The 22,531-nt window shown below is 54.4% G+C and carries 24 protein-coding genes; 18 read left to right on the forward strand and 6 right to left on the reverse strand.

The genetic code is table 11. The features are described 5' to 3' along the window. Positions 1-258 precede the first annotated feature (258 nt). Positions 259-819 carry a hemerythrin domain-containing protein gene (locus ACVDG4_RS01030; protein ID WP_447233696.1) on the forward strand — a complete coding sequence of 187 codons (561 nt, stop codon included), beginning with the start codon at positions 259-261 and terminating at the stop codon, positions 817-819. A 27-nt stretch (positions 820-846) separates the two neighbouring features. Here ACVDG4_RS01030 and ACVDG4_RS01035 read toward each other — a convergent pair whose 3' ends face one another. Next, on the reverse strand, positions 847-1,104 hold the full coding sequence (locus ACVDG4_RS01035; protein ID WP_447233697.1) for a TIGR03643 family protein: 258 nt from the start codon (positions 1,102-1,104) through the stop codon (positions 847-849). 13 nt (positions 1,105-1,117) lie between these two features. Beyond that, positions 1,118-1,699: an SOUL family heme-binding protein gene (locus ACVDG4_RS01040; RefSeq protein WP_447233698.1), complete on the reverse strand. Its 582-nt coding sequence runs from the start codon at positions 1,697-1,699 to the stop codon at positions 1,118-1,120. A gap of 262 nt (positions 1,700-1,961) precedes the next feature. Between ACVDG4_RS01040 and ACVDG4_RS01045 the strand changes: the two genes are divergently transcribed. Further along, the gene (locus ACVDG4_RS01045; RefSeq protein WP_447233699.1) at positions 1,962-2,948 is read left to right on the forward strand and encodes a zinc-dependent alcohol dehydrogenase family protein; all 987 of its coding nucleotides are present in this window, start codon (positions 1,962-1,964) and stop codon (positions 2,946-2,948) included. Between the two features lie 141 nt (positions 2,949-3,089). Here ACVDG4_RS01045 and ACVDG4_RS01050 read toward each other — a convergent pair whose 3' ends face one another. Next, complete coding sequence (locus tag ACVDG4_RS01050) at positions 3,090-3,464, reverse strand: PAS domain-containing protein (RefSeq protein WP_447233700.1); 375 nt, start codon at positions 3,462-3,464, stop codon at positions 3,090-3,092. A gap of 194 nt (positions 3,465-3,658) precedes the next feature. Here ACVDG4_RS01050 and ACVDG4_RS01055 point away from each other — a divergent pair, with 194 nt between their 5' ends. From ACVDG4_RS01055 to mgtE, 4 genes are all read left to right on the forward strand, one after another. Continuing rightward, positions 3,659-4,018: a DUF2237 family protein gene (locus ACVDG4_RS01055; protein WP_447233701.1), complete on the forward strand. Its 360-nt coding sequence runs from the start codon at positions 3,659-3,661 to the stop codon at positions 4,016-4,018. A 123-nt stretch (positions 4,019-4,141) separates the two neighbouring features. Next, positions 4,142-4,597 (forward strand): DUF1499 domain-containing protein, encoded by a 456-nt coding sequence (locus tag ACVDG4_RS01060; protein WP_447233702.1) that lies wholly within the window; start codon positions 4,142-4,144, stop codon positions 4,595-4,597. Between the two features lie 300 nt (positions 4,598-4,897). Beyond that, positions 4,898-8,152, forward strand: coding sequence for an EAL domain-containing protein (locus ACVDG4_RS01065; protein ID WP_447233703.1), 3,255 nt, complete (start codon positions 4,898-4,900; stop codon positions 8,150-8,152). 548 nt (positions 8,153-8,700) lie between these two features. Continuing rightward, a complete protein-coding gene (mgtE, locus tag ACVDG4_RS01070; protein ID WP_447233704.1) occupies positions 8,701-10,116 on the forward strand; it encodes a magnesium transporter in 1,416 nt (471 codons plus the stop codon). 19 nt (positions 10,117-10,135) lie between these two features. Here mgtE and ACVDG4_RS01075 read toward each other — a convergent pair whose 3' ends face one another. After that, positions 10,136-10,876: a MarR family winged helix-turn-helix transcriptional regulator gene (locus ACVDG4_RS01075; protein ID WP_447233705.1), complete on the reverse strand. Its 741-nt coding sequence runs from the start codon at positions 10,874-10,876 to the stop codon at positions 10,136-10,138. 144 nt (positions 10,877-11,020) lie between these two features. Here ACVDG4_RS01075 and ACVDG4_RS01080 point away from each other — a divergent pair, with 144 nt between their 5' ends. Then, positions 11,021-11,446 carry an organic hydroperoxide resistance protein gene (locus ACVDG4_RS01080; RefSeq protein WP_209174959.1) on the forward strand — a complete coding sequence of 142 codons (426 nt, stop codon included), beginning with the start codon at positions 11,021-11,023 and terminating at the stop codon, positions 11,444-11,446. A 77-nt stretch (positions 11,447-11,523) separates the two neighbouring features. On the opposite strand, the gene ACVDG4_RS01085 is transcribed toward ACVDG4_RS01080, so the two are convergent. Continuing rightward, the gene (locus ACVDG4_RS01085) at positions 11,524-12,432 is read right to left on the reverse strand and encodes a transporter substrate-binding domain-containing protein (protein ID WP_447233706.1); all 909 of its coding nucleotides are present in this window, start codon (positions 12,430-12,432) and stop codon (positions 11,524-11,526) included. A gap of 296 nt (positions 12,433-12,728) precedes the next feature. After that, complete coding sequence (locus tag ACVDG4_RS01090) at positions 12,729-14,666, reverse strand: tetratricopeptide repeat protein (RefSeq protein WP_447233707.1); 1,938 nt, start codon at positions 14,664-14,666, stop codon at positions 12,729-12,731. A gap of 171 nt (positions 14,667-14,837) precedes the next feature. On the opposite strand from ACVDG4_RS01090, the gene ACVDG4_RS01095 reads away from it, so the two are divergent. The 11 genes from ACVDG4_RS01095 to ACVDG4_RS01145 all read left to right on the forward strand — a co-directional run bounded on the left by ACVDG4_RS01095 (position 14,838) and on the right by ACVDG4_RS01145 (position 22,509). Beyond that, a complete protein-coding gene (locus ACVDG4_RS01095; protein ID WP_306148390.1) occupies positions 14,838-15,260 on the forward strand; it encodes a VOC family protein in 423 nt (140 codons plus the stop codon). 55 nt (positions 15,261-15,315) lie between these two features. Next, positions 15,316-16,026 (forward strand): GH25 family lysozyme, encoded by a 711-nt coding sequence (locus ACVDG4_RS01100; RefSeq protein WP_447233708.1) that lies wholly within the window; start codon positions 15,316-15,318, stop codon positions 16,024-16,026. 79 nt (positions 16,027-16,105) lie between these two features. Beyond that, positions 16,106-16,504: a MerR family transcriptional regulator gene (locus tag ACVDG4_RS01105; RefSeq protein ID WP_008194610.1), complete on the forward strand. Its 399-nt coding sequence runs from the start codon at positions 16,106-16,108 to the stop codon at positions 16,502-16,504. A 2-nt stretch (positions 16,505-16,506) separates the two neighbouring features. Beyond that, a complete protein-coding gene (locus ACVDG4_RS01110; protein ID WP_447233709.1) occupies positions 16,507-16,950 on the forward strand; it encodes a PaaI family thioesterase in 444 nt (147 codons plus the stop codon). 2 nt (positions 16,951-16,952) lie between these two features. Beyond that, entirely contained in the window at positions 16,953-17,411 is a 459-nt protein-coding gene (locus tag ACVDG4_RS01115) for a GNAT family N-acetyltransferase (protein WP_447233710.1), read from the forward strand. Beyond that, the gene (locus tag ACVDG4_RS01120) at positions 17,408-18,580 is read left to right on the forward strand and encodes an isovaleryl-CoA dehydrogenase (RefSeq protein ID WP_447233711.1); all 1,173 of its coding nucleotides are present in this window, start codon (positions 17,408-17,410) and stop codon (positions 18,578-18,580) included. The genes ACVDG4_RS01115 and ACVDG4_RS01120 overlap by 4 nt, the downstream gene beginning before the upstream one ends. Positions 18,581-18,928: 348 nt before the next feature. Further along, positions 18,929-19,288 carry a YciI family protein gene (locus ACVDG4_RS01125; RefSeq protein WP_447233712.1) on the forward strand — a complete coding sequence of 120 codons (360 nt, stop codon included), beginning with the start codon at positions 18,929-18,931 and terminating at the stop codon, positions 19,286-19,288. Positions 19,289-19,319: 31 nt separating this feature from the next. Beyond that, positions 19,320-20,558, forward strand: coding sequence for an RNA polymerase sigma factor (locus ACVDG4_RS01130; RefSeq protein WP_447233713.1), 1,239 nt, complete (start codon positions 19,320-19,322; stop codon positions 20,556-20,558). An 81-nt stretch (positions 20,559-20,639) separates the two neighbouring features. Then, positions 20,640-21,038 carry an SET domain-containing protein-lysine N-methyltransferase gene (locus tag ACVDG4_RS01135; RefSeq protein WP_447235066.1) on the forward strand — a complete coding sequence of 133 codons (399 nt, stop codon included), beginning with the start codon at positions 20,640-20,642 and terminating at the stop codon, positions 21,036-21,038. Between the two features lie 153 nt (positions 21,039-21,191). Continuing rightward, positions 21,192-21,698 carry a hypothetical protein gene (locus ACVDG4_RS01140; protein ID WP_447233714.1) on the forward strand — a complete coding sequence of 169 codons (507 nt, stop codon included), beginning with the start codon at positions 21,192-21,194 and terminating at the stop codon, positions 21,696-21,698. A 121-nt stretch (positions 21,699-21,819) separates the two neighbouring features. Continuing rightward, the gene (locus ACVDG4_RS01145; protein WP_306148398.1) at positions 21,820-22,509 is read left to right on the forward strand and encodes an SDR family NAD(P)-dependent oxidoreductase; all 690 of its coding nucleotides are present in this window, start codon (positions 21,820-21,822) and stop codon (positions 22,507-22,509) included. Positions 22,510-22,531: the final 22 nt, after the last annotated feature.

Raw genomic sequence — 22,531 nt, forward strand, 5'->3', positions numbered from 1 at the left:
TCCCACCTTATATCGAGTCGTTAACTTGATCTGCGGCCTCCGCCGCTGACCAAACGTCAGATAGGACAGGTGGGCTCTATGGCAATCTAGTGTGGGTTTGCGCTAGTGTGACTGCGCATGAGGTACGCCAAATGACGTGAAGCGATCTGATTTCGGCGCCACAGCGCTATATCCCGACTGCGGAAATTCATTCTTGAACCACAGCCTCCGACAGAAAGCTCAAACGGCAGTGTTGGGTGGCATTGCCTGCGAAGTCTTATGGACGAAAAGCTTTCCCTAAACTATCGAACCGCGCTTCCAGACGCCTTGCGCGTGCTTTTGGAGGACTATCCACGCACCGGATGGACGCAAGAAGCTGGGTACAACGGTTTGATCCAGTTCTGGCTCGAACGGCACATGATGTTCCGCGATCTTCTCGCGCGCCTGAATTCCCTGTGTGAGCATCGGCTAGACAAAGTGATTGCGCCAGAGGTCTTCGCATCAAACCTTGCCCAATACGGATCCCTGCTGGTTTCTGAGTTACATGGGCACCACACGATCGAAGATCACCACTATTTTCCAGTGCTTGTGTCTAAAGACAATCGGCTTGCTCAAGGGTTTGAGTTGCTGGACTCCGATCACCATTTGCTGGACACCTATCTGCAAGGGTTTGTTGATCAGGCCAACGCCGTCTTGTCTCAGTCGAATGAAGAAACAAACGCTGTCTCTGCTTTCCATGAAACAGTCGAGCGACTGTCCGAAAAACTGGATCGCCACTTGATAGATGAGGAAGAGCTGGTTGTGCCGGTTCTGCTGAAGTACGGCGCGCATGGTTTGTGAGTTGTCAGCAGCTGCTCGTACGCAGCGTCATTTGTAATGTGCGCGCCGGTCGGAGAACTTGCGGACCCGCTTGCGCCAGGCCCGGTAGCTGGAGGGTTTCAAGCGCTCCCGCATCAGCGCTTTGACTTGTGGTTCATAGAGCCCGTATTCCAGTTCAATCTCGGCAAAACTGATGTGATCGGAAAGGGCCATCTCGATCACCTCACTTGCATGCTCCTCAGACAGATGAGGGGGATCCGTCAGCTTTTTGCGTCGGGTCGAAGACTTGGCTTTCCGTGGCAGCATGCCTTGTTCAGCGTTACTCGACCTCAATTTGAACCTCGTTATATCTCTTGGCCGGGAGCACAGACGGTGCATCATAAAATGCGAAGGAGACCGGGCCGGTTGTTGTAAAACCGTGCTCTGTCAGACCGGCAAGCAAATGCATCGCCTCATCCGCGAAATTCTCATCCGACCACCGGCCGGAGAAACTGCGAACCGCAACCTTTCGTTCGCCAAGAGTTGTTGCCTCAATGCGTGTATTGATCGGCTCTGCTGCGGAAGTCGCGTCGACACCGTCAGGCAGAAAGAAAAACATCTCCCAGTCGCCATCCACCAGATCGCTTGTCGCGCCTGATCGCGGAGATGCGTTGTTTGAACCACACGCCCGCTGCAAAACCGGCGCGGTCATGTCGTAGTAATGCCGGTCTTCGTTGTTTCCGGTGATGTAGCTGTAAAGGGCGTTGAAGCCGCTTCGGGTTGCCGCGCTCCGGCCGTTGTTTTCGACAATCCGGACCGCAGCTGCTGGCGGGTAGTGCCGGATCTCGAACTGCCTGTGTTCCTGCAATAGCTCAAAAGAGGGCTGCTGAAGTGTTGCCCGATCGTGAATTGCGCGTACCATCAAGGTCTCCATGAAAGGTGCTGTATAGCCAAATGGCGCACCGGCGAACGAATGCCAGTCCCGTCTGTTCGCCCGGATGCGGCATTTTTGACAGATCCACTCAAGAAATGCGGGGTCGGCAAACGAGCCAGCAGTTTGTATTGGGATCGATCAGTCCAGCTTTTATGCGTAAAATCCGAAAACAGAATGCTACATTGGCCAGTTTATACGGAAAATGAAAAGTTTCATCTTCGCGGCAACACGCTGTTCAAGGAGATGATTTATGAAAGCGATGGTCTTAAAGGCATATGGTGAGACTGCAGAATTTGATGCTGTCCAATTGCCGGATCCTGAGGTGCAGCCCGGACAAGTGCTCGTGCGCATTGGTGCGACCAGCGTCAACACTGTTGATACGATGATCAAACAGATGGGGACCGACCTTCCGCTGTCTCCAGAGTTGCCAGCCCTCTTGGGAATGGACTTTGCCGGCACGGTTGAGGCCGTGGGCGAGGGTGTTGACGGCTTTGCTCCGGGCGATGAGGTTTATGGCTGCGCTGGCGGGCTGGCCGATCTGCCGGGCGCATTGGCGGAACTGATGGCAGTTGATGCGCGGCTCATTGCCAAGAAACCCGAGTCTTTGACCATGCGCGAGGCAGCAGCACTTCCGCTTGTTGGTATCACCGCGTTTGAGGGTCTCGCCCGCGCGGACGTTAAAGCGGGTCAAAAGGTTCTGGTTCATGGTGGCGCTGGTGGAGTTGGACATGTTGCAGTCCAGCTTGCGAAGCATTTCGGTGCGGAGGTTTATGCGACCGGCTCCAAAGACGCGCAATTGTCTTCGATCAACGGATACGGCGCGACAGCCATCAACTATACGTCCGAGGCGGTCGCCGACTATGTGGCGAAATACACGGATGGCCAGGGTTTCGATGTTGTCTTTGACTCCGTTGGCGGCGCCAATATGACAAACTCATTCGAGGCAGCAGCGCTGAACGGAAATGTCGCGTCTACAGTGGCGTTGGTCGAGCTGGACTTGAGCGTCGCCCATTTCAAGGGCCTGTCCCTTCATGTGATCTTTATGCTGATCCCCATGCTGCATGATTTCAAGCGCACAGAGCACGGCGTCATCCTCACCAGACTTGCCGAAATTGTTGATGCTGGGGCGCTGAAACCGCTTTTGGATACAACAAGTTTTCAGCTTCCGGAAGTTGGGGCGGCCTATGACCGGCTGACAAGCGGGCAGGCGATCGGCAAGGTCGTCGTGGAACTGTAGCCGCAATATAGTTTGAAGGCGGGAAACGAGTTTAATTCGATATTCTGCGCCAATAAATTTGGCCGCTCGGACTGTTCAGTTAGGGCGGTCTTTGCCAATCAACAAGCTCGAGCAAAGCGTTCGATATCGGAAGTGCGCTGTTCAAACTGGGTTTTGCGCACCAGCGAAAAAAGTCAGCCGACCATCGCCATCGAAGATTGGCCTGATGCGCAACCGGTTCATGAAGGGTGTGCCGTCTTTTCGATAATTCAGAATATCGATTGTAAAGCGCGTTTGGGCTTTCAAACCCTGGCGGATTGCTTCGATCGCGAAAGGGTTGGTTTCCGGACCTTGAAGGAAACGGCAGTTGCGTCCAACGGCTTCCGCCGATGTGTACCCGGTCTGCCGTTCGAATTCCTCACTGACAAAGATCATCGGATTGTCAGGGATATTTGGATCGGAAAATACGACGCTCATGTCCTGTTCTTCAGTTTCCAAAAGAGATCTCAGTTGATCGTCAGTTAGAGAGGTGACCATGGCGCTTTCCTCCGAGTTTTATCTTGCGGCATGACCATAGAAGATCTCATCGGCGCGCCATATTCAACAAAAGCGCAAGCTGAATTCCCAGGGCCTCGCTGATGCCGTCCGCCTTGTCGCCTGGATGTCTTGCTCTATCTGGCTGGCGACTGACGGCAAAGGCAACTTACCTCCATTTCTGACGGAAGCTTTGCATGGCAAAGAACATTCTTGGCGATCTTCTCGAGAGCTGTTGTACCGACCCGATGACCGGATATCTTCGGGATGGGTTCTGTGCAACGCATGATCAAGACCGAGGGAGCCATGTAATCTGCGCTGTGGTGACGGAAGAATTTTTATCCTTCACCAAGGCACGCGGGAACGATTTACAAACGCCCATTCCAGCCTTCGGTTTTCCCGGGCTTAAGCCGGGAGATGGCTGGTGCCTATGCGCCCTTCGTTGGAAGGAGGCGCATGAAGCGGGGGCGGCGCCAAAAATCAAAGCTCGCGCAACTCATGAAAGTGCTCTTAGTTTCGTACCGAAGGATGTGTTGCTTGCCTATCGGATTGATTGATGTGCGCTGCGATGAAGCAGGTGCAAGCTCTGCTTTGAACCGCTTTGGCGAAAAACATCACCGGCTGTCCGGCACCTGCTTCAGGCAAAATTCACGTGGTTGCTCTTTGCCTCGGAGGACATCATGAACGGTTTGCAACTCAGTTTCGGCAGTTCATGGCTCTGGGGCTTGGTCGCGCTTGTTGTGGTGTTATGCGGATTGGGGGCGGCCCTGTTTTTCCGCTTTGTACCCGTGACCAGGGCGGATGTTCCTGCGGTGACAACGCGGTCCGCCGCTGGTGATACGGAGCTTGCTGGCGGTTTTTATGCTGTCCGCCCACTTGAGGCCGTCAATCTCTCGGCACTAGAACAGCAGATTGCTCAGACCGCCCGCACACAACGCGTGTCAGGTTCACTGGATAATTTGCCGCTCGTATTCGTCCATCGCTCGAAGGTGTGGGGGTTTCCGGATGTCACGCAGGTCTGGGTGGAGGGCGATTTCGTCCACATCTACTCGCACCTTGTTTATGGTGGCTCTGATCTTGGTGTGAACCAGGATCGGATGGTTGGTTGGTTCGCAGCTCTTGGCATTCAGCCTTAAGGGCCGGGCACGGCCAAATTCTGAATTGTTGTAGACGTCGCTTCGGCGCACTCGCTTTTGGTTTCAGCGCTGAAAAGCATCGACCAAAGCCGACGATTTGAGCTAGCAGGGTTTGAAGACCATTGTCATTATTTGCAGTTGAACAAGTCACACGTTAGAGCTCAAAAAAATTTCTTTGTATATTGCGCTGAATTTACAGGCTTGTGTTCGTGTTTTCTTTAGTCTTTGCTCATGAATATGACTGTTGGGGCGTTGTTTTGCCTTAGAGGAATTTGCGCGTGTGATCTGATGTGAGTGCCAATGAAGCAACCTGCTCAGTTTGACGAGAAGTCCCGCTTTGAAGCTCCGGAATACGATCTCCTGCGTGCCGCATATGAAAATCTGCCGCAACCTGCTTGGGTTTTCGACAGAGCTGGCCGGTATGTCTTCCAAAACAAACTTGATCGAAAAGCCTTCGGGAACCTGATCGGCAAACGGGCTGATGAAACACGCATGCCCAAGGAGCAGGTCGAGCTTTGGGCCACGATGCATAAAAACGTATTGGCGGGGGAAACGGTCCATTGCATGACCGAAACTGAGACCCGCCATGGCCGTATCATGTCTGAAACGACCTTGGTGCCGCTCATAATAGGCGGCCGCATCGTCGGCGGGATTGGTGTTGCGACAGACAAGACTGCGCTTGTGGCGGCAGAACGGCAAAAAGCTGCGGCGCAAGCGCGTCTGGAAACTCTTTTGGCCCTATCGTCCGATTGGTTGTGGGAAGCGGATGCAGAACATCGACTGACGCGCATCCAGGGCGATGATGGTTTGATGGTCAAGCAATTCCCGGACTGGACCGGCAGCAAGCTCTGGGAAATCATAGAAGACAAATCGGACCTCGACGGCAACCCGGCAAAATTCCATGATGTCTTGACCAACCGGCAAGCCATTGAGGGCTTTATCTGTGAGCTCCGAGGGCGCGATGGATCGGCGTCTCATTTTGAGGTCCACGGCGAGCCGCGTTACGACTCCAAGGGCAATTTTCTGGGCCATTGGGGCGTTGCGCGCGATGTGACCCGCCGGGAAGCTCTGACCCGGCGTCTGAAATTTGCCGATCAGATTATCAATGCGACGAGAACACCCGTCATCGTTGGAGATGCAGATGGTGCCATCGAATGGGTAAACCCGGCTTTCGAAGAACTGACTGGATACTCCTTGGAAGAAGTCGCAGGCCGTAAACCTGGCCACTTCCTGCGCTGTGACGAAACCGATCCTGAAACGTCCGCCCGTCTGACAGCCGCGATCCGGGCAGGCGAACCGGTTCGTGAAACCATACTCAATCAATCAAAATCTGGTCAAAAGTATTGGCTGGATATGGAAATTCGCCCGCTTCGAAATGATGCTGGTGTTTTGACCGGGTATATGGCGATAGAGGCCGATGTGACCGCTCTCGTTGAGAGTCGGCAGCGATTGCAGGCGATTGTCGACAACGTCACGGCGGGTGTGGTCCTTCATGGTCAAAACGGCGAGATTATTGCCGCCAATCCAGAGGCTTGCCGTCTTCTTCATATGAGCGAAGCGCAAATGCGCGGTCAGGAAATCATGGACCCGACTTGGGGCACGATATTTCCTGATGGCCGTCCAATGGGTGGAGAAGAAATGCCGTCGACCGTTGCGCTGCGCACCGGCGAGCCGGTCATGAACCAGATTGTTGGGGTCAAACGTCCGGATGGCGGGGTGCAATGGCTGAGGGTGAATGCGAGGCCCACAAGATCTACGCCAACAGGAGAGCAAGAAGTGGTGGCCAGTTTTGTGGACATCACAGCTGAGGAAAACCATAAGCGCGAGCTTGAAGAGGCGCGAACCCTTCTGAGGGATGTGATTGAAACAATACCAGACGCTGTTGTTGCATTTGATAGCAACGACCGTTTGATCATGTGCAATCAAGCTTACCGTTCCAACTATGCCGATACGGCGCCTGCCATCGAGGACGGGGTTACGTTCCGCGAGATGTTGATGCATGGGCTTGACATAGGGCTTTATGCGGATGCGGGAGATACTCCAGAAAAACAGGAACGCTGGTTAAAGCGGCGCTTGGAATCGTATCGAAATCCCAAGTCCATCTTGGTGGAAAAACTCACCGATGGTCGATGGGTTCAAATTCGTGAACGGGTTTCGGACAGGGGTGTCAGCGTTGGCGTGCGCACAGATGTAACATCTCTGAAAAGGGCGGAAGAAGAGATCCGCCGGATTGCCGATACGGATTCGCTGACGGGCGCAGCCAACCGGAATGTCATGATCCGGGAGCTTTCCAAAATAGCGGAAAGAGCAAAGGTGGCATCAGAGAGCGCGCTGTTCGGGATCGTGGACCTGGATCAGTTCAAATCCGTCAATGATACACTGGGGCATGATGCTGGTGATCTTCTGCTGCAGGAAACCGTTGCCCGTCTGGAACGGTTTGTTGACCAGGCCGGTGGCGGCACGGTCGCGCGTCTTGGAGGCGATGAGTTCGCCTTTATCGTTCCGGGCCTCGGTGGCCTCGATGGTGGGCTCTCCGATATGCCCGGCCTGCATGCTGCGCTCTGCCAGCCGGTCCAGTTAGGGTCGCGAACAATCCCTTCAACGGTTTCAATGGGTTTGGCACGCGTGCCGGCCGATGGAGACACATCTACTGAAATCTTCAAGAGTGCAGACCTTGCGCTCTACCAGGCCAAAGCGTCCGGCCGGAACGGATGGCGATGTTATGACGAGCTCTATAGGCGTAGCCTTGAGCGGCGCCAAGACCTTGCGCAAGGGTTGAAGGCAGCGATCGCGAACGATCAGATTACTGTTGCCTACCAGCCTCAGGTTGAGGCGGCAACGGGCCGTTTGGTTGGTTTTGAAGCTTTGGCGCGTTGGGCGCAAAACGGAACGCCTGTATCGCCCGCCGAATTCGTAGCCATCGCTGAGGACGCGGGGCTCGGTGTTCCCTTGGGATGCGCCGTGATCAAGGCGGCTTGCCGCGACTTTGCAAAGCTGATCGATGAGGGATTTGATCCTGGCCGTTTGGCGATCAATCTATCGACGTCTCAGCTGTGCGATCCGGAATTCCCGGATCGCGTTGCGCGCCAGTTGGACAATCTAAAGGTCCTGCGGGGGCGGCTTGAGTTTGAAATCACGGAAACGGTGCTTCTGGACCAGCGTTTCGAGGAAATCCATCGGAATTTGGTTCGGCTGCATGAGTTTGGTGTGCTGATCTCGCTTGATGATTTCGGTACCGGCTATGGATCCCTCAAACACCTTTTGCGGCTGCCGATCAACAAAGTGAAAATAGACAAGTCCTTCGTCGAAAACCTTGATACGAGTGAAAGCGCGGCCACAATCGTCAAAACAACCATTATTCTGGCAAAGAGCCTTGGTATGGGCGTTGTTGCTGAAGGCGTCGAAACCCGGGCACAGCGAAATTTTCTAATTGAGGCCGGGTGTTCGGATATCCAGGGTTTTCTGATCAGCAAACCGGATGACCTGGTCAATGCGTACCATGCTGTGTTGGATGCTGAGCAGGATGACCGCCCGGAAAGCTCCTGGAGCATTTAGGCACGTTTCGATTGTTCATCGGCTGAAATGGTTTTGCGAATCGAGCGGGGTTAGCGGATACCTAGGAGATGGCAAAGCACACCTGCGAACGATTGTTTTCAGTACCCATACCCCGGATGAAGGTCCTTATTGCTCTGGTCGCGCTCCTTTTGTGGCCGCCGGTTGTCCATTCGCAAGAGTTTACGCCAAACAAGTCTTCGCTTGGTTCTTTGACCTGTCAGCAGCTTTGGTATGTGGAGCAGGAAGTGTTGGCAGAAGGCCGCGTATGCTTGAAGAGCCGGCGGGCACAAAATGCGTTCAAACGAGCCAAGCCTTGCATTTCCGATGAGGAAAGAATTTTGCCGGCGAAGGCAAGGGACTATCTCTCAGCGGTGCGGGAAACGGCAACTTTGAAGAAGTGTTCCTGACTAGACGAGTTTTCGTTAAGTCTGTGGACCTCCATCGCTTTTCCGGTGGCGCTTTTGTGCATCTGCCGTTAATTCTGGAGGCACCTGCAAATAGGATGCAGCTGCGTCCGGTAAGAACGCACGGAACAAAGGGAGGGCGAAATGAGCAATGCTGCCGAGCTTGATATGCCCCCTTTACCGGAGCTGCAGATCCCGGTTCGCGACGAGGACGAACGGCTTAATCCGGACTTCATAGCGGCCGTAGAAACCGCAATCGCGGCGGAAGACAAATCCGGGCTGTCAGCAATTGCAGCTGATTTGCACGAAGCAGACACGGGCGACCTACTTGAGGCCTTAAATCCGGATGACCGGGCCGCCTTCATCCGGCTTCTCGGCGAGGATTTTGACTACACCGCCTTGACGGAGACGGACGAGGCGGTCCGTCTGCAGCTTCTGGAAGACCTGCCGAACGAAGTCATCGCGGAAGGGCTTGGCGAACTTGATTCTGATGACGCGGTCTACATCCTTGAAGATCTGGACGAAGACGACCAGGCCGCAATCCTTGAGGAACTGCCCTATGCGGACAGGGCCCAGCTCAAAAAGGCGCTGGATTATCCGGAAGACAGCGCCGGCCGCCGCATGCAGAGTGAGTTCATCGCGGTAGCGCCGTTCTGGACCGTTGGCCAGACCATCGATTACATGCGCGAAGCGCGGGATCTCCCGGATGACTTTTATGAGATCTATGTTGTCGACCCCTCGTTCAAACTGTTGGGGTCTGTCCATCTCGACAAGATCTTGAGAACCAAGCGGCGCGAAAAAGTCACCTCGATCATGGCCGAGCGGCTGGACGCCGTCCAGGCGACGGAAGATCAGGAAGAGGTCGCCCGCCGGTTCGAACGCTACAATCTTGTATCTTCTGCGGTGGTTGATGAAAACGACCGCCTCGTTGGCGTTTTGACAGTCGATGACATCGTTGACGTCATCCAGGAAGAAGCCGAAGAAGATCTGCGTGCCCTCGCTGGAGTGGGCGATGAGGAAATTTCCGACAATGTCATGACAATTGCCAAGTCCCGTTTGACCTGGCTGGTTGTCAATCTTGGCACCGCGGTTCTGGCGTCTGTCGTGATCGCGCTGTTCGAGGACACAATCGAAGCGATGGTTGCACTTGCCGTCTTGATGCCGATCGTGGCGTCGATGGGGGGCAATGCCGGCACCCAGACCATGACCGTTGCCGTTCGAGGTATCGCGACCCAGGAGCTCAGCGCCCGGAACCTCATGCGGGTTCTTAATCGCGAGGTCCTCGTCAGCTTTTTGAACGGATTGGCATTGGCCGTCCTGATCGGTGTGACCGCCTGGTTGTGGTTTTCAAGCGCCGGGCTTGGCGTTGTGATCGGCAGCGCCATCGTGATCAATATGCTGTTTGCCGGTTTGTCCGGCCTGTTGATCCCGATCGCACTCGACCGGCTCAATATTGATCCGGCAATCGCATCCAGTGTGTTCGTGACAACCGTGACGGACGTCGTAGGCTTCTTCGCCTTCCTCGGCATTGCCGCTCTTTGGTTCGGGTTGCCGTTTTAGAGCATCCGAAGACCTTGCGTCAGTTGAGGTCAGTGTTTCTGAGGTTATCCCGCAACTTCATGATCTTGGTTTGAAGATCCACAATCTCCTCAAGGCTCAGGCCCGTTGAAGAGAAGATGCACTCTGCAAAGTGTTCAGTCTTCTTTTGGAGATTGCGGCCTTTGCGGGTGAGCTTCAGGATCACCTGCCGTTCGTCCTTGGTGGAACGGGTGCGGGTGAGGAGACCCATGGCTTCCAGGCGTTTCAACAGCGGTGTGAGCGTGTTGGTGTCCAACTGAAGTTTTTGCGTGATCGCCCCGACCGGGACGTTGTTCTTGTCCCACAAGACAGTCATGGCAAGAAACTGCGGATACGTCAGACCGACGTCTTTCAGCAGCGTTTTATAGACACCGTGCATCGCATGGTTTGCTGAATAGAGCGAAAAGCACAGATACTTGTCGAGCGGCAGCGGGCCATCAGGACGGATCTCCAGCGTGCCGATGCCGTCGGATTTCTCGCCGTTTTCAATTGGATTTTCTACGGCTGCGTCCGATGTGTTCGCCGAATTGTCAGCAGTTTCATCTTCTGGATCAGTGACATCAACTGCTTCCACATCCGAAGCCGAGGCTGCCGTTTCAGCGGTCTTTTTGGCCTTCCGTTTTTTTGGCTTGGAAGATTTTTCCGGCGCAGCTGACTTCTTGTCTTTTTTTGGTTTTTCGTCTTCGGGCGCATTGAAGTCGATTGCGTCCAGAAGAGACATTTGATTGGTCGTCGTGCTCATAAACCGCCTTATAAATCGCGCGCGACTTGATCACAACCTGTTGACGTTTCTGCCGGTGCAGCTTATGTGGGTAAATTATATCGCGCACGATATAAAATAGCGCCTTCGGGCAAATCCAGTTTTCACGTTTAAGGGAATGATAAGATGAGCGTTGAAGTGCTTTATGAAACGAAAGCAAAGGCGACCGGCGGGCGCGATGGAGCTGTCGAAACCCTGACGGGATCGTTCAAGACCAAGCTGACGACGCCAAAAGAACTCGGTGGTGCCGGAGGTGAAGGCAACAACCCGGAAGAGCTGTTTGCGTCCGGTTACGCAGCCTGTTTCATCGGGGCCATGAAATTCGTTGGCAGCCAGGAAAAAATCGCGGTCCCAGCAGACACATCCATCACCGCGACAGTCGGCATTGGCCCAAGATCCGAGGGTGGATTTGGTTTGGAGGTCGCTCTGGAAGTCTCGGTTCCGGGCATGGACAAGGCTGAGGCCGAAGCGCTGGTTGCCAAAGCGCATGAGGTATGCCCGTACTCCAATGCGACCCGTGGCAACATCGACGTGAAATTGTCGGTCGTTTGACGTGATCCGCCGGTTCATCTCCAAAGGTGGACCGGCAATCTATTTTAGCCCGACCATAAAACTGGATTAGGTTGCTACTACCGAGTGGTAGTTTGTTCGGTGCGATCGTAGGTGAGCGGATCGAAAATGTACTCTTTCCAAGCCGGATCCAGTTCCGAAATATGAGGATTGGTTAGTCGGAAGATTTTCCGCGATCCGAGTTTTACAAACTTGATGCTGGATCCATACTCTCTTTGCCACAACGCGATCAAGGAGCGGTCGTTATACGCACGGATCAGGCCTTTATTCAGCCTTTCAATCAATTCGGTATTTGATTTGGACGTGACAAGAAAGCGGGGAAGAGGGTAATAGAGCGCAATACCTTCGTCATAAGCCAAATTCAAAATGGACCTGTGTGTTTCCCATTCCGCTTTCAGCTCGTTGGCGCCGCGCGGAAACAGATCTACCCGGTTTAGCGCAACCATTCTGAACATGCTGTTGTGATCCCCGATTGTCCGGACATCAAACCCGTGGTGCCGCAAGATTGCAGTATCAAGCCACCCGATCCCTTGTACGACGTTAAATTTTTTCAAGTCCTCCAGTGTCTCCACAGAAGTGAGGCTAGCTTTTGTTTTGTTTGATGCAAAGGCAACACGGTAGCCCACGATCCCTAGATCGACTGGGAATGGAACCATCCCGACCAAGTTTGCCAACTCATTGTTCGCTGAAGCTTTTATGACGTAGTTTTTGTAAGAACCGTTCGCTGCGGCGGCAAGGGCTCTTTGGGTGTTCTGGCCGATTGGGGTTTCCTTGATAATGAAGTCGCCATACTCGGCTCTGGTCTTTTCCAGAGCGAGGTGAATCACCGCATGATCGTAGTCGTAACGGGCGTCGGTTTCTGTTTCAGGTCCCTGAACTGTAACAACAAGGGGGGCTGCCAGTACCGCACCATTGGCAACGAACAGCAGGGTGCTCCCAAAAAGGAGGGTTCTAATCAGATTCCGCAACTTCATCCTCCCCGCCAGTAGAGTCACGCAAATCTGGGCGATAATGCCAAATAATAAGTTAGTAATCTGGGGGAGGTTTCGCACAAATGGGGCGACCTTGCATCGAGGGCATTCTCGCGACTGCGTTTTATGTCAATGACATGGATGCTGCGCATGGCTTTTGTGACGGGGGTTGGGCCTGGCAGCTGCAGGTGGCCATCTTCACTGGCCAGACACTCCTTCGACGTCGTCCCAGTACAGCGAAACAAACGACAAACTTATCTGCTTCGCTGGATCTGGAACGAGCTGTGATCAGTTCAATGCTCACTGGCGATAGGGGGCGGGGTCTGAAGTCTGATGTTGCGGGCGAGTGGATAACACTCGCTCAGTTTGCGTTTTGTCTCATCGATAACGTTTGGGATCATGTCACGAGAGTTTGCCGGCTCACGCACTGGAATGAACGTTACGGACCGGCTCCATGGCACAAAGTCCTGGCCCATAGTTAGCTGAGGGGTGACGCCGCCGAACCTAACGCACGGCACGTCCAACACGCCTGCCAAATCAGCAACGTTGGTGTTTGCAGATATAACGACGTCACAAAGATTTATGAGGCACGCAAGTGTGTCGAGGTCATTGAAAAGGTCGGCATTCTTGAAGTGGAAAAAGCGGCCCTTGCACTTGGAGGCAATTTTCTCGATCTCTTCGTCAGTGACCTTGTATTGAAGGTTGATATAGATCGCGTCTTCTTTGTTGATGATTTCAATCATATCGTCCGCGTCCATGTAGTAACGGGCGCGGCTCGCCTTCATGTTCTGAGATCGCCAACACAGACCTATGATTGGCTTTTCATCATGCCCAGGAACATCGGATAAGATGTTTCGAGCGCGTTCGATATCGGTGGTGTAGACGGTCTCCTTGACCTTTTCGAAGCTTTTGATGTCCGGCCTCAGAAATCTTGGCGTGTCACTCAAACAAAATGCCAGGTCGAAGTCTGTTTGTTTTTTTGACTTCCGCGCAGCCTGTGTACCGGTGGTTCCGGTAAAGGGACGGACTTCTATTTGCGGAAACGAATTGCTGAAGAAGGGGACAAACCGTGGCTCGGTTTCGAGGATGACTTTTTCCGCACACTGAGCAAGCTCGGGAATGAGCGAAGCGCCTTTCAACGTGTCTCCGAGGCCTTGATCGGACCATACCAACAACGTCTTGCCTTTCAGGTCTTCTCCGGTCCAAGAGGGTGCAGGGTAGTTTAGAAAAACAGCGCCATTGACGGCCCCGGTGTCAAATCGCGCGCCGTAGTGTTCCCAAGCTTGTTCGATATTGCCGCGCCCGAACTCAATGAACGCCCTGAGCCACTGAAACTGGCCAAGTGTTCTTTTGCGCTCCGAAGTGGGTGTCGTATGTTGATGGTGCTTGATCCAATCGCGAATGAGTAGATCCGCTTGATCGTAGCGCTCCAGCATCAGCAGGCAATGAACATGCAACTCGCGGCCCTTAGCATCGCTCGGGTTGTTGTTCGTACAGAGCTCAAGATACGGCAATGCCTCATAGTTTCTTGACAAATGCAGCAAGAGGTTTGCGAAGCAGAAGGCGATAGCTGTATTTTGTGGCTGATCTAAAGCTGCTTTGGACAGAATGTTGAAGCACTCAAGGTTTTGTTCCCTTGCAAACTGAATGTCTGCCTTCAGAACGATGAATTCGGTGTCGTTTGGAGCGGCTTCCAGGAGATAATCGGCAATCTGTTCAGCCCGTTCGGATTTACTCACTTGCTGGAACGCTTTTGCGCATTGAGCCAGGAATTTGAGGTCCGGCTTCAGCTTGGCCATTTCTTGGTCAATCAAAGCTTCAGCGTCGTCAAACCGAGCGTGTTTTATGAGCAAAGAAGCTTTCAGAGCATTCGCTTCCACTGATCCTGGAGCAAGTTTGAGCGCTTTATCCAAAATATTGAGGATTGATTGAAGCTCTGCGTTTTTCTTCACCAGGGCTGTGGCGAGTTTTATATGCGCCGCTGGGTCCTCCGGGGCAAAGCGGACCGCTTTTCGAAAGGCGTCCACCGCTTTTTCCGCCTCGCCATTGCCCAGGTATGCCGAACCCAGGAGAAGATTGACTTGCGGCGATTTTGGAAGTTTTTTTGCAAGTGGTTTGAACAGCTTTGCTGCATCCTCGAACTGTTTCGAGTGAAGATATTGAGCTGCTAGGTGTAACTTTTCCTGATAAGGATTGGCGGCTTTGGTCTTCTTTGAAACGAGCTGTTGCAATGTTGTGCGTCCATTTGCTTTTGCCAGAAGAGCACCGCTTCCATGCGCAAAACGCTCATCTTTCTTAGAGCCGTTTTTTCCTCTGGAGCGATAATCTCGGACCAGGCTAGTTGGCGGAGCTGACGCGAAGCTGAACTTGGACCCTGCCAGCCACGATGAGGAGTTAAGCGCGTGCGGCCAAAATTGGACGGAATTCTTGAGACTGCGGTCTACGTCGATGACATGGACGCTGCGCATGTTTTTTATGAAGGGGTTTTGGGCTTGAAGCGCATGGTCGCTGGCGATCGGCTGTTCGCCTACGATGCGGGGCCGGCGCAAACTCTTCTTGTCTTCTACCGCGGACACACCGGAGAGGATGTTTCAACGCCGGGCGGAATTGTTCCTGGCCATGACACAAGCGGGCATGGGCATTTTGCCTTCCGGATTTCAAATGATCAGCTCGATCCCTGGAGGGATTACCTCTCATCGAAAGGCGTCGACATCATCAGCGAGGTTGTATGGCCGGCGGGTGGCACAAGCCTTTATTTCAAGGATCCGGACGGCAATATTCTTGAACTCGCATCGGCGCCGCTTTGGCCGAATTTTCTGGCCTAAATTATAAAGACTTTTACGCCATGGTGGCCGCTGCATGGGGACGGCGAGGGATGGTATGAAATTCTTGCAAGCGGTATTGCGGACCTTGTTCTACATTGCCGTCGGTGGTGTGATTTCGATTGCAGGGGCGGCTTTCTTTTTCATGAACTGGGAACCGGACCGGGACGATTTTCCTGTGCGCGGCATTGATGTCTCGCATCATCAAGGCGACATCGACTGGGTGAAGGCTGCGCGCGACGACGTTGCCTTCGCTTACATCAAGGCGAGCGAAGGTGGTGATTTCCGCGACCGGGCATTTGCTGCCAACTGGCAGGCGGCGAGGGCCGCCGGCCTGCCGACGGGGGCCTATCACTTCTTCAGCTTGTGCAAGGACGGTGCCTCGCAGGCGCGCAACTTTTTGGCCGTCCTGCCGGACGAGCCGGATATGCTGGCACCCGTTGTTGATCTGGAGTTTGAAGGAAACTGTGCCCGGCGGCCAACAACTGACGAAGTGCTGCGGGAAATAAGCGCCTTTGTTGCGGCGGTGGAACCGATCGCGGGCAAGCGGGTCATTTTCTATGCGCCGGAAGAGTTTTATCGGATGTATTTGAGCGGCAATGGGCTGAACCGCAGGCTTTGGGTGCGCTCCATCTGGCATGCGCCGTCCTATGCCTCAAATTGGGTGCTCTGGCAGTATCACCAGCGCGGGACTGTCGACGGGATTTCCGGCAGCGTTGATTTGAATGTTCTCCAGAACGATTTGTCAGTTGTTGATATTAAAAGTTAAAATATTGAAATAAATATCGAAAATAAGATCTATTGACTTTAACGTAAAAAGGCGGAAATGTGCCCGCGAAGGATCGGGTATGCAGCGCTATTTTACCATTACACAGCTCACGCAAGAGTTCGATATCACCACCAGAACGCTTCGGTTTTATGAGGCTCAAGGGTTGGTGACACCCCAGCGCCGTGGCCGTCAAAGGCTGTACACGCCCGGAGACCGAACCCGTATCAAGTTGATTTTACGCGGCAAACGGTTGGGCTTTTCGCTGGCCGAAGTCAAAGAGCTCATTGGCATGTACGGCAGTGCACCGGGAGAAGCCGGGCAGCTGCGTCTTCTCATGGAGAAAATCGCTGCACGGCGCGAAGAGCTTTTGGAAAAACAGCGCGACATTGAATTGACGTTGCTTGAGCTGGAAGAGGTGGAGGCCGGGGCGCTCGCGCGTATGGAAGAGCTTTCCCCCGTGACCAGTGAGGAGCGTTGAAGATGGATTTGAAACCGCGATCAGCCGACTGGGAACAGCGGGTCCGCAAGAGTTTTGAAGCGCAAGCCTTCATGGATCACCTCGGTGCCCGTATGGTCCATTTGGCACCTGGGGCGGTTGATCTGGAACTGTCGATGCGTCCTGAGTTGACGCAACAGCACGGGTACTTTCATGCCGGTGCCACATCCTCGATTGCTGACAGTGCGGCCGGTTATGCGGCTCTGACCCTTTTTGCCGATGGCACTGGCGTTCTGACCACCGAATACAAGATCAATCTTCTCAATCCTGCGGCCCAGCCAACGCTTGTTGCCCGCGGCCGCGTTCTGAAACCGGGGCGGACGCTAACGATTGCCCGTGCTGATGTTTATGGGCTGTCGGACGACGCACAAGTCCATGTGGCAACCGGACTTTTCACCCTGATGAGCCTTGCGGGCATGAAGGATTGAACATGACACCAGTTACGATCAGAGCGATCGAGCGGGCGGACAAAGCCGCATGGCTGCTGCTGTGGCAGGCCTATCTGGCGTTTTACGAGCAGGCCCTGTCAGGCGAAATCACCGATGGGCTGTTCGAGCGGTTGCTTTCAGATGGCTTTCATGACGGGCTGGTGGCGGAACAAGACGGCAAGCTGGTTGGTTTCGTGCATTTCCTTGAGCACGCCTCGACCTGGTCGCTCACCCCGACCTGTTATCTCGAAGATCTTTATGTCGACAACGCTCAGCGCGGCGGCGGTGTTGGCCGCAAGCTAATTGAGGCCGTCTACGCAGCGGCTGAACAAAGCGGCTGCAGCAATGTCTACTGGCACACACACGATCACAACACCGTTGCCCGGCAGCTTTATGACCGGGTCGGTATCCTGAGCAATTTCGTGCGCTACGAAAAGCGCAAATGGGAGGACAGCGTATGATCCGCAACGATTTTCCAAGCTTCAACTTCGACCTCGGCGAGACCGCCGACATGCTGCGCGACACCGTGCGGTCCTATTCTCAGGACCGCATCGCGCCGCTGGCTGAAAAGATTGACCGGGACGACTGGTTCCCGCGCGAGCTGTGGCCGGAAATGGGTGAACTGGGCTTGCACGGCATCACGGTTGAAGAAGAGTGGTGCGGTTCCGGCCTCGGCTATCTTGAACACTGCATTGCCATGGAAGAGGTCAGCCGGGCCTCGGCCTCGATCGGCCTGAGTTATGGGGCGCATTCGAACCTGTGCGTGAACCAGCTGCGCCGTTGGGGCAATGACGATCAGAAAAAACGCTATCTCGGCAAATTGGTGTCCGGTGAACATCTCGGCGCGCTGGCGATGTCTGAACCGGGGGCGGGTTCAGATGTTGTGTCGATGAAGCTGCGCGCCGATAAAAAGGGCGACAAATACATCCTCAACGGCTCCAAGATGTGGATCACCAACGGTCCGTCCGCGGACACGATGATCATCTATGCCAAGACAGATATGGATGCGGGCCCCAAAGGCATGACGGCCTTCCTGGTCGAGAAGGATTTCAAAGGTTTCTCCGTTGCCCAGAAGCTCGACAAGCTGGGTATGCGCGGATCTGAAACCGGGGAACTCGTCTTCCAGGATTGTGAAGTGCCGGAAGAAAATGTGCTCGGTGAAGTCGGCAAGGGCGTCAATGTCCTGATGTCCGGCCTCGATTATGAGCGCGCGGTTCTGGCCGCCGGTGCCGTCGGCATCATGCAGGCCGCCATGGACGTGGTCATCCCGTACGTTCACGAGCGTGAGCAGTTCGGCAAGCCGATCGGCACGTTCCAGCTGGTTCAGGGCAAGGTCGCGGACATGTATGTCTCCATGAACGCCTCCAAGGCCTATGTCTACGCGGTCGCAAAGGCCTGTGACCGGGGAGAAACCACCCGCGAAGATGCGGCCGGCGCAATCCTTTATGCCGCTGAAAACGCGACCAAGATGGCGCTGGATGCCATCCAGCTTCTCGGCGGCAACGGTTACATCAACGAGTACCCGACCGGACGGCTTCTGCGCGATGCCAAGCTCTACGAGATTGGCGCAGGCACATCTGAAATCCGGCGCATGCTGATCGGCCGTGAGATCTTTTCAAAAACGGCCTGATTTTGTGATGGATTAGACCACCCAAAAAGCCCCGGCTTTGTATGCCGGGGCTTTTTTTTCTAAAGCGCTTCTCGTTGCTGCGGTCGGACGATTTTTTCAAATTAACTTTCGGGCATGTCGAAAAAGACGGACGCCGAACGTCTGAAGGGTGTCGAAACCTAAAACTGGTGTTTTGAGAGGACCTTCTAACGGACCGGGATGGGTGTGACCCTGTTCACTTCCTCCGATCAGCTCAAGGATGCCTTGGGAGCAAGCGTCTTGCGATTTGGTCGGAAAAGAACAAGTCTGCTCGTGGCCCGATTTTGGATTTTTGACAGTTTTTGACACTGAAGAAACGAGGATTTCAGTATGAAATACATGATGTTGATCTATGCAGACCCCGCCCGCGAGCCGGTTTACGGCACGCCGGAATTTGAAAAAATGATGGCCGGCTATTTTGCCTTGAGTGAAAAACTGACGGCGGACGGTGTCATGCTGGCAGGCGAGGGGCTGAAAGAAGCCGAGACGGCCAAAGCGCTGCGTGTGCGCGGCGGAAAAGTGGAAACCATGGATGGACCGTTTGCGGAGACCAAGGAGCACCTTGGCGGGTTCTATCTTATTGATGTTCCGGATCTTGATGCGGCCCTTGGTTATGCCGCTCAGATCCCGAGCGCGGAATACGGGACGGTCGAAGTGCGGCCGGTGATGGACTATCCTGACGCCGACTGACGGCGGTGTTTTAAACCGTCTGGAAATCTCAATGACCGCCTCCGCCTCGAATGCCATCGCAGTTACCAAAGTCCTGGGTGGCCTCGCCCGGGACGAGCGGGGGCGGTTATTATCTATCCTGATTGGCAAATTCCGGGATTTTCAGCTCGCCGAAGACGTCCTCCAGGATGCCATGGTGTCCGCAGTCTCCCACTGGGGGCGGAATGGTCTGCCCAAATCTCCTGAGGCCTGGCTCCTGAAGGTTGCCTATCGAAAGGCAATTGATCGCATCAGGCGCAAACAAACAGTCGATCGCGCCGAGACGGACCTTTCCATGATGATGGCTGAGGTGTCCGGGCTTGAGGAAAACGATGATGTCCCGGATGAGCGATTGCGCCTGATCTTCACCTGCTGTCATCCGGTACTTGAAACCAAATCCCAGGTGGCGCTGACGCTCCGCACTTTGGGCGGGTTGACGACTGGAGAAATCGCACGGGCGTTCCTGGACCGGGAGACCACTATGGGGCAGCGATTGACCCGCGCGAAAGCGAAGCTTGGCGGCGCAGGGATTTCGTATGAAGTGCCGGGTCCCGAACAATGGGCGGAACGGCTCGATGCCGTTTTGGGCGTGGTCTATCTGATCTTCACAACCGGCTTATCTGCACCTGAGGACGATCAACGCGGTCTCGCACACGAAGCTATCTTCCTCTGCAACATATTGAACAAACTTCGGCCTGGTGACCCGGAGATCGAAGGGTGCCTTGCGCTTTTGACACTCAACTATGCGCGACGTGGCGCACGGTTTGACGGCGAAGGAGCGCGCGTTGCCTTTCTCGATCAGGACCGGGGGCTCTGGAAGTCGGCAGAACTGCAAGACGGCATCTCGCTGGTCGAAACTGCCCTGGCGCGCCGAAAACTTGGGCCTTACCAAATCAAAGCGGCGATTGCCGCCTGCCATTGTGAAGGCGCATCACCAGACTGGGCGCAAATCCTGTTGCTCTATGACGAGTTGCTGGTTTTCGAGCCGACGGATGTGGTCCGCCTGAACCGGGCTGTTGCATTGGCGGAGATCGGCGCCCTCGATGAGGCACTGGAGCTGATTGCGGCGTTGGAGCCGGATCTCTCAGACTATCAGCCTCTTTATGCCGCCAAGGCGGAACTGCTTTACCGCTCGGGAAACCTCGATAGGGCGCACTCCGCCTATGCAAAGGCAATCGCGTTGGCACAGGCAAAAGCAGACCGGTTATTTCTGGAACACCGGGCAAAGCGGTGTGTGAGTGAGAGCTCATGATCAGATGATATCGGTCGATTTCGCCAAACGGTAATTGAAGGGCGCGGTCTTTTTGCCATTGCGCCAATCACCAACGGTGAGCTGGTTGTCGTCAAAGGCGGTCATGTGTTTGATCGTGCAAGGCGCGACGAACTTGCAAAGAGTTTGGGACCGGCTGAGATCCAAATCGGTGACGACCTGTTTATTGGGCCGGTTTCTGCTGACGAGCGGGAAAGCTCGATGATGCATCTCAATCATTCGTGTGCACCGAATCTTGGAATTCGGGGCCAGATTGCGTTTCATGCGATGCGGGATATCAAGGAAGGTGAAGAACTCGGTTTTGACTATGCAACGGGCGATGACGATGACTGGGAAATGGAATGCGCTTGCGGCACGGATCGCTGCCGCGGATTGATCACCGGACAAGACTGGCGCCGTGCAGAACTGCAGGTTCGGTATGCGGGTTGGTTCTCGGATTACTTGGCGCGGAAAATTACATAAAATATAGATTTCATTTTGTTTGATTGACTTTCAATAAGATCATGTTTTTCTGTAGTAATTGTAATAATTAAATATCTGAAATAATTATTGAATATATGTATGGGTGGTCGCATCTCCAGTGCATCGGACGGCACAAACTCATGGAGGAATGACATGCCCCTGAAAAAAACACTTATTTCAGCAACTCTCGCCACCGCAGCTTTGGGAATTGGCAGTGCGCACGCACTTGAACAATGCCAACCATTTTCGGTTACGGCGCCGATGAATGAACACCGCGTCGTCAAAGTGGTCAAGCAGGGATCCGATGCACCGATGCCCGGCGATCTTCGGATCGGTCACAGCGATCTTGTCGACAACAACGGCAACGCGGTCGGTTCTGTCGAATGGGAAACCCGGGTCCTCGGTGAAGATGATGCAGGTCAGGTCCGGCTGGCGTCCGATGTCGTCTTGAGCTTTGAAAACGGCAATCTCTATGCCCGGTCGGGAGCTTACACGGTCGATAAACCAGTTCATTCACCGGAAACCCGCACGATCGCCAATGACCAGACCCGCGATGTGCTCGGTGGATCGGGCGTGTTCGAAGATGCCAATGGCAAGATCACCTTTTCCATGCAGGAAAATGGTGACGCCAAACTCAATGTGAACATCACCTGTACCTGATAGCTCAAGGCAGATCGGATTCCATCAAACCGGTCTGCCTTGCCCTCCACAATTGTCATCGTCTCCACAAATCCCGATTGGCCGTTGTTGCGTAACGACATAAACGCAAACAGGACGATCTATGGGTACTTTGGCAATTGTGATTGGGGCAACGGGCGGTATCGGGTCCGCTTTGGTGCGGGTGTTGGATGAAAGCGGGCCCTATGACCGCGTGGTTGGCCTTTCCCGCAGAACCCATCCCGGTTTGGATTTGCTTGACGAGACCAGCATTCAAGCCGCTGCCAAATGGGTTGCCGGGCAGGGGGATGATCTGCGGCTCGTGTTTGATGCTACCGGTGCTTTGACGCTCGGCGATCGTAAGCCGGAAAAAAGTCTTCGGGAGCTAGATCCCCAAGCGCTTGCAGAATCTTATGCCATCAACGCCATCGGCCCGGCGCTCTTGATGAAGCATTTCCTTCCGCTCCTGCCCAAGGAAGGCAAAAGCGTCTTTGCAACACTTTCGGCGCGGGTTGGATCCATTTCAGACAACAGTCTAGGGGGCTGGTACGGTTACCGGGCGTCGAAAGCGGCCCTCAATCAGCTTGTGCGGACCGCGTCCATTGAGCTCGCGCGGCGCAAAACGCATGCGGTCTGTGTGGCGCTGCATCCTGGAACCGTGCGGACACCTTTGACCGAAGGGTTTGCCAAATCGGGTCTGGAGGTGCAGGCGCCCGAAAAGGCCGCCGATCGCCTGCTGTCGGTGATCAATGGCCTGACACCGGCTGAGACCGGCGGTTATTTTGATCACATGGGCGAACGGATCGAGTGGTAGCCCACGCCGATCCGGTCTTTCT

This window comes from Roseibium sp. MB-4 (assembly GCF_053005265.1).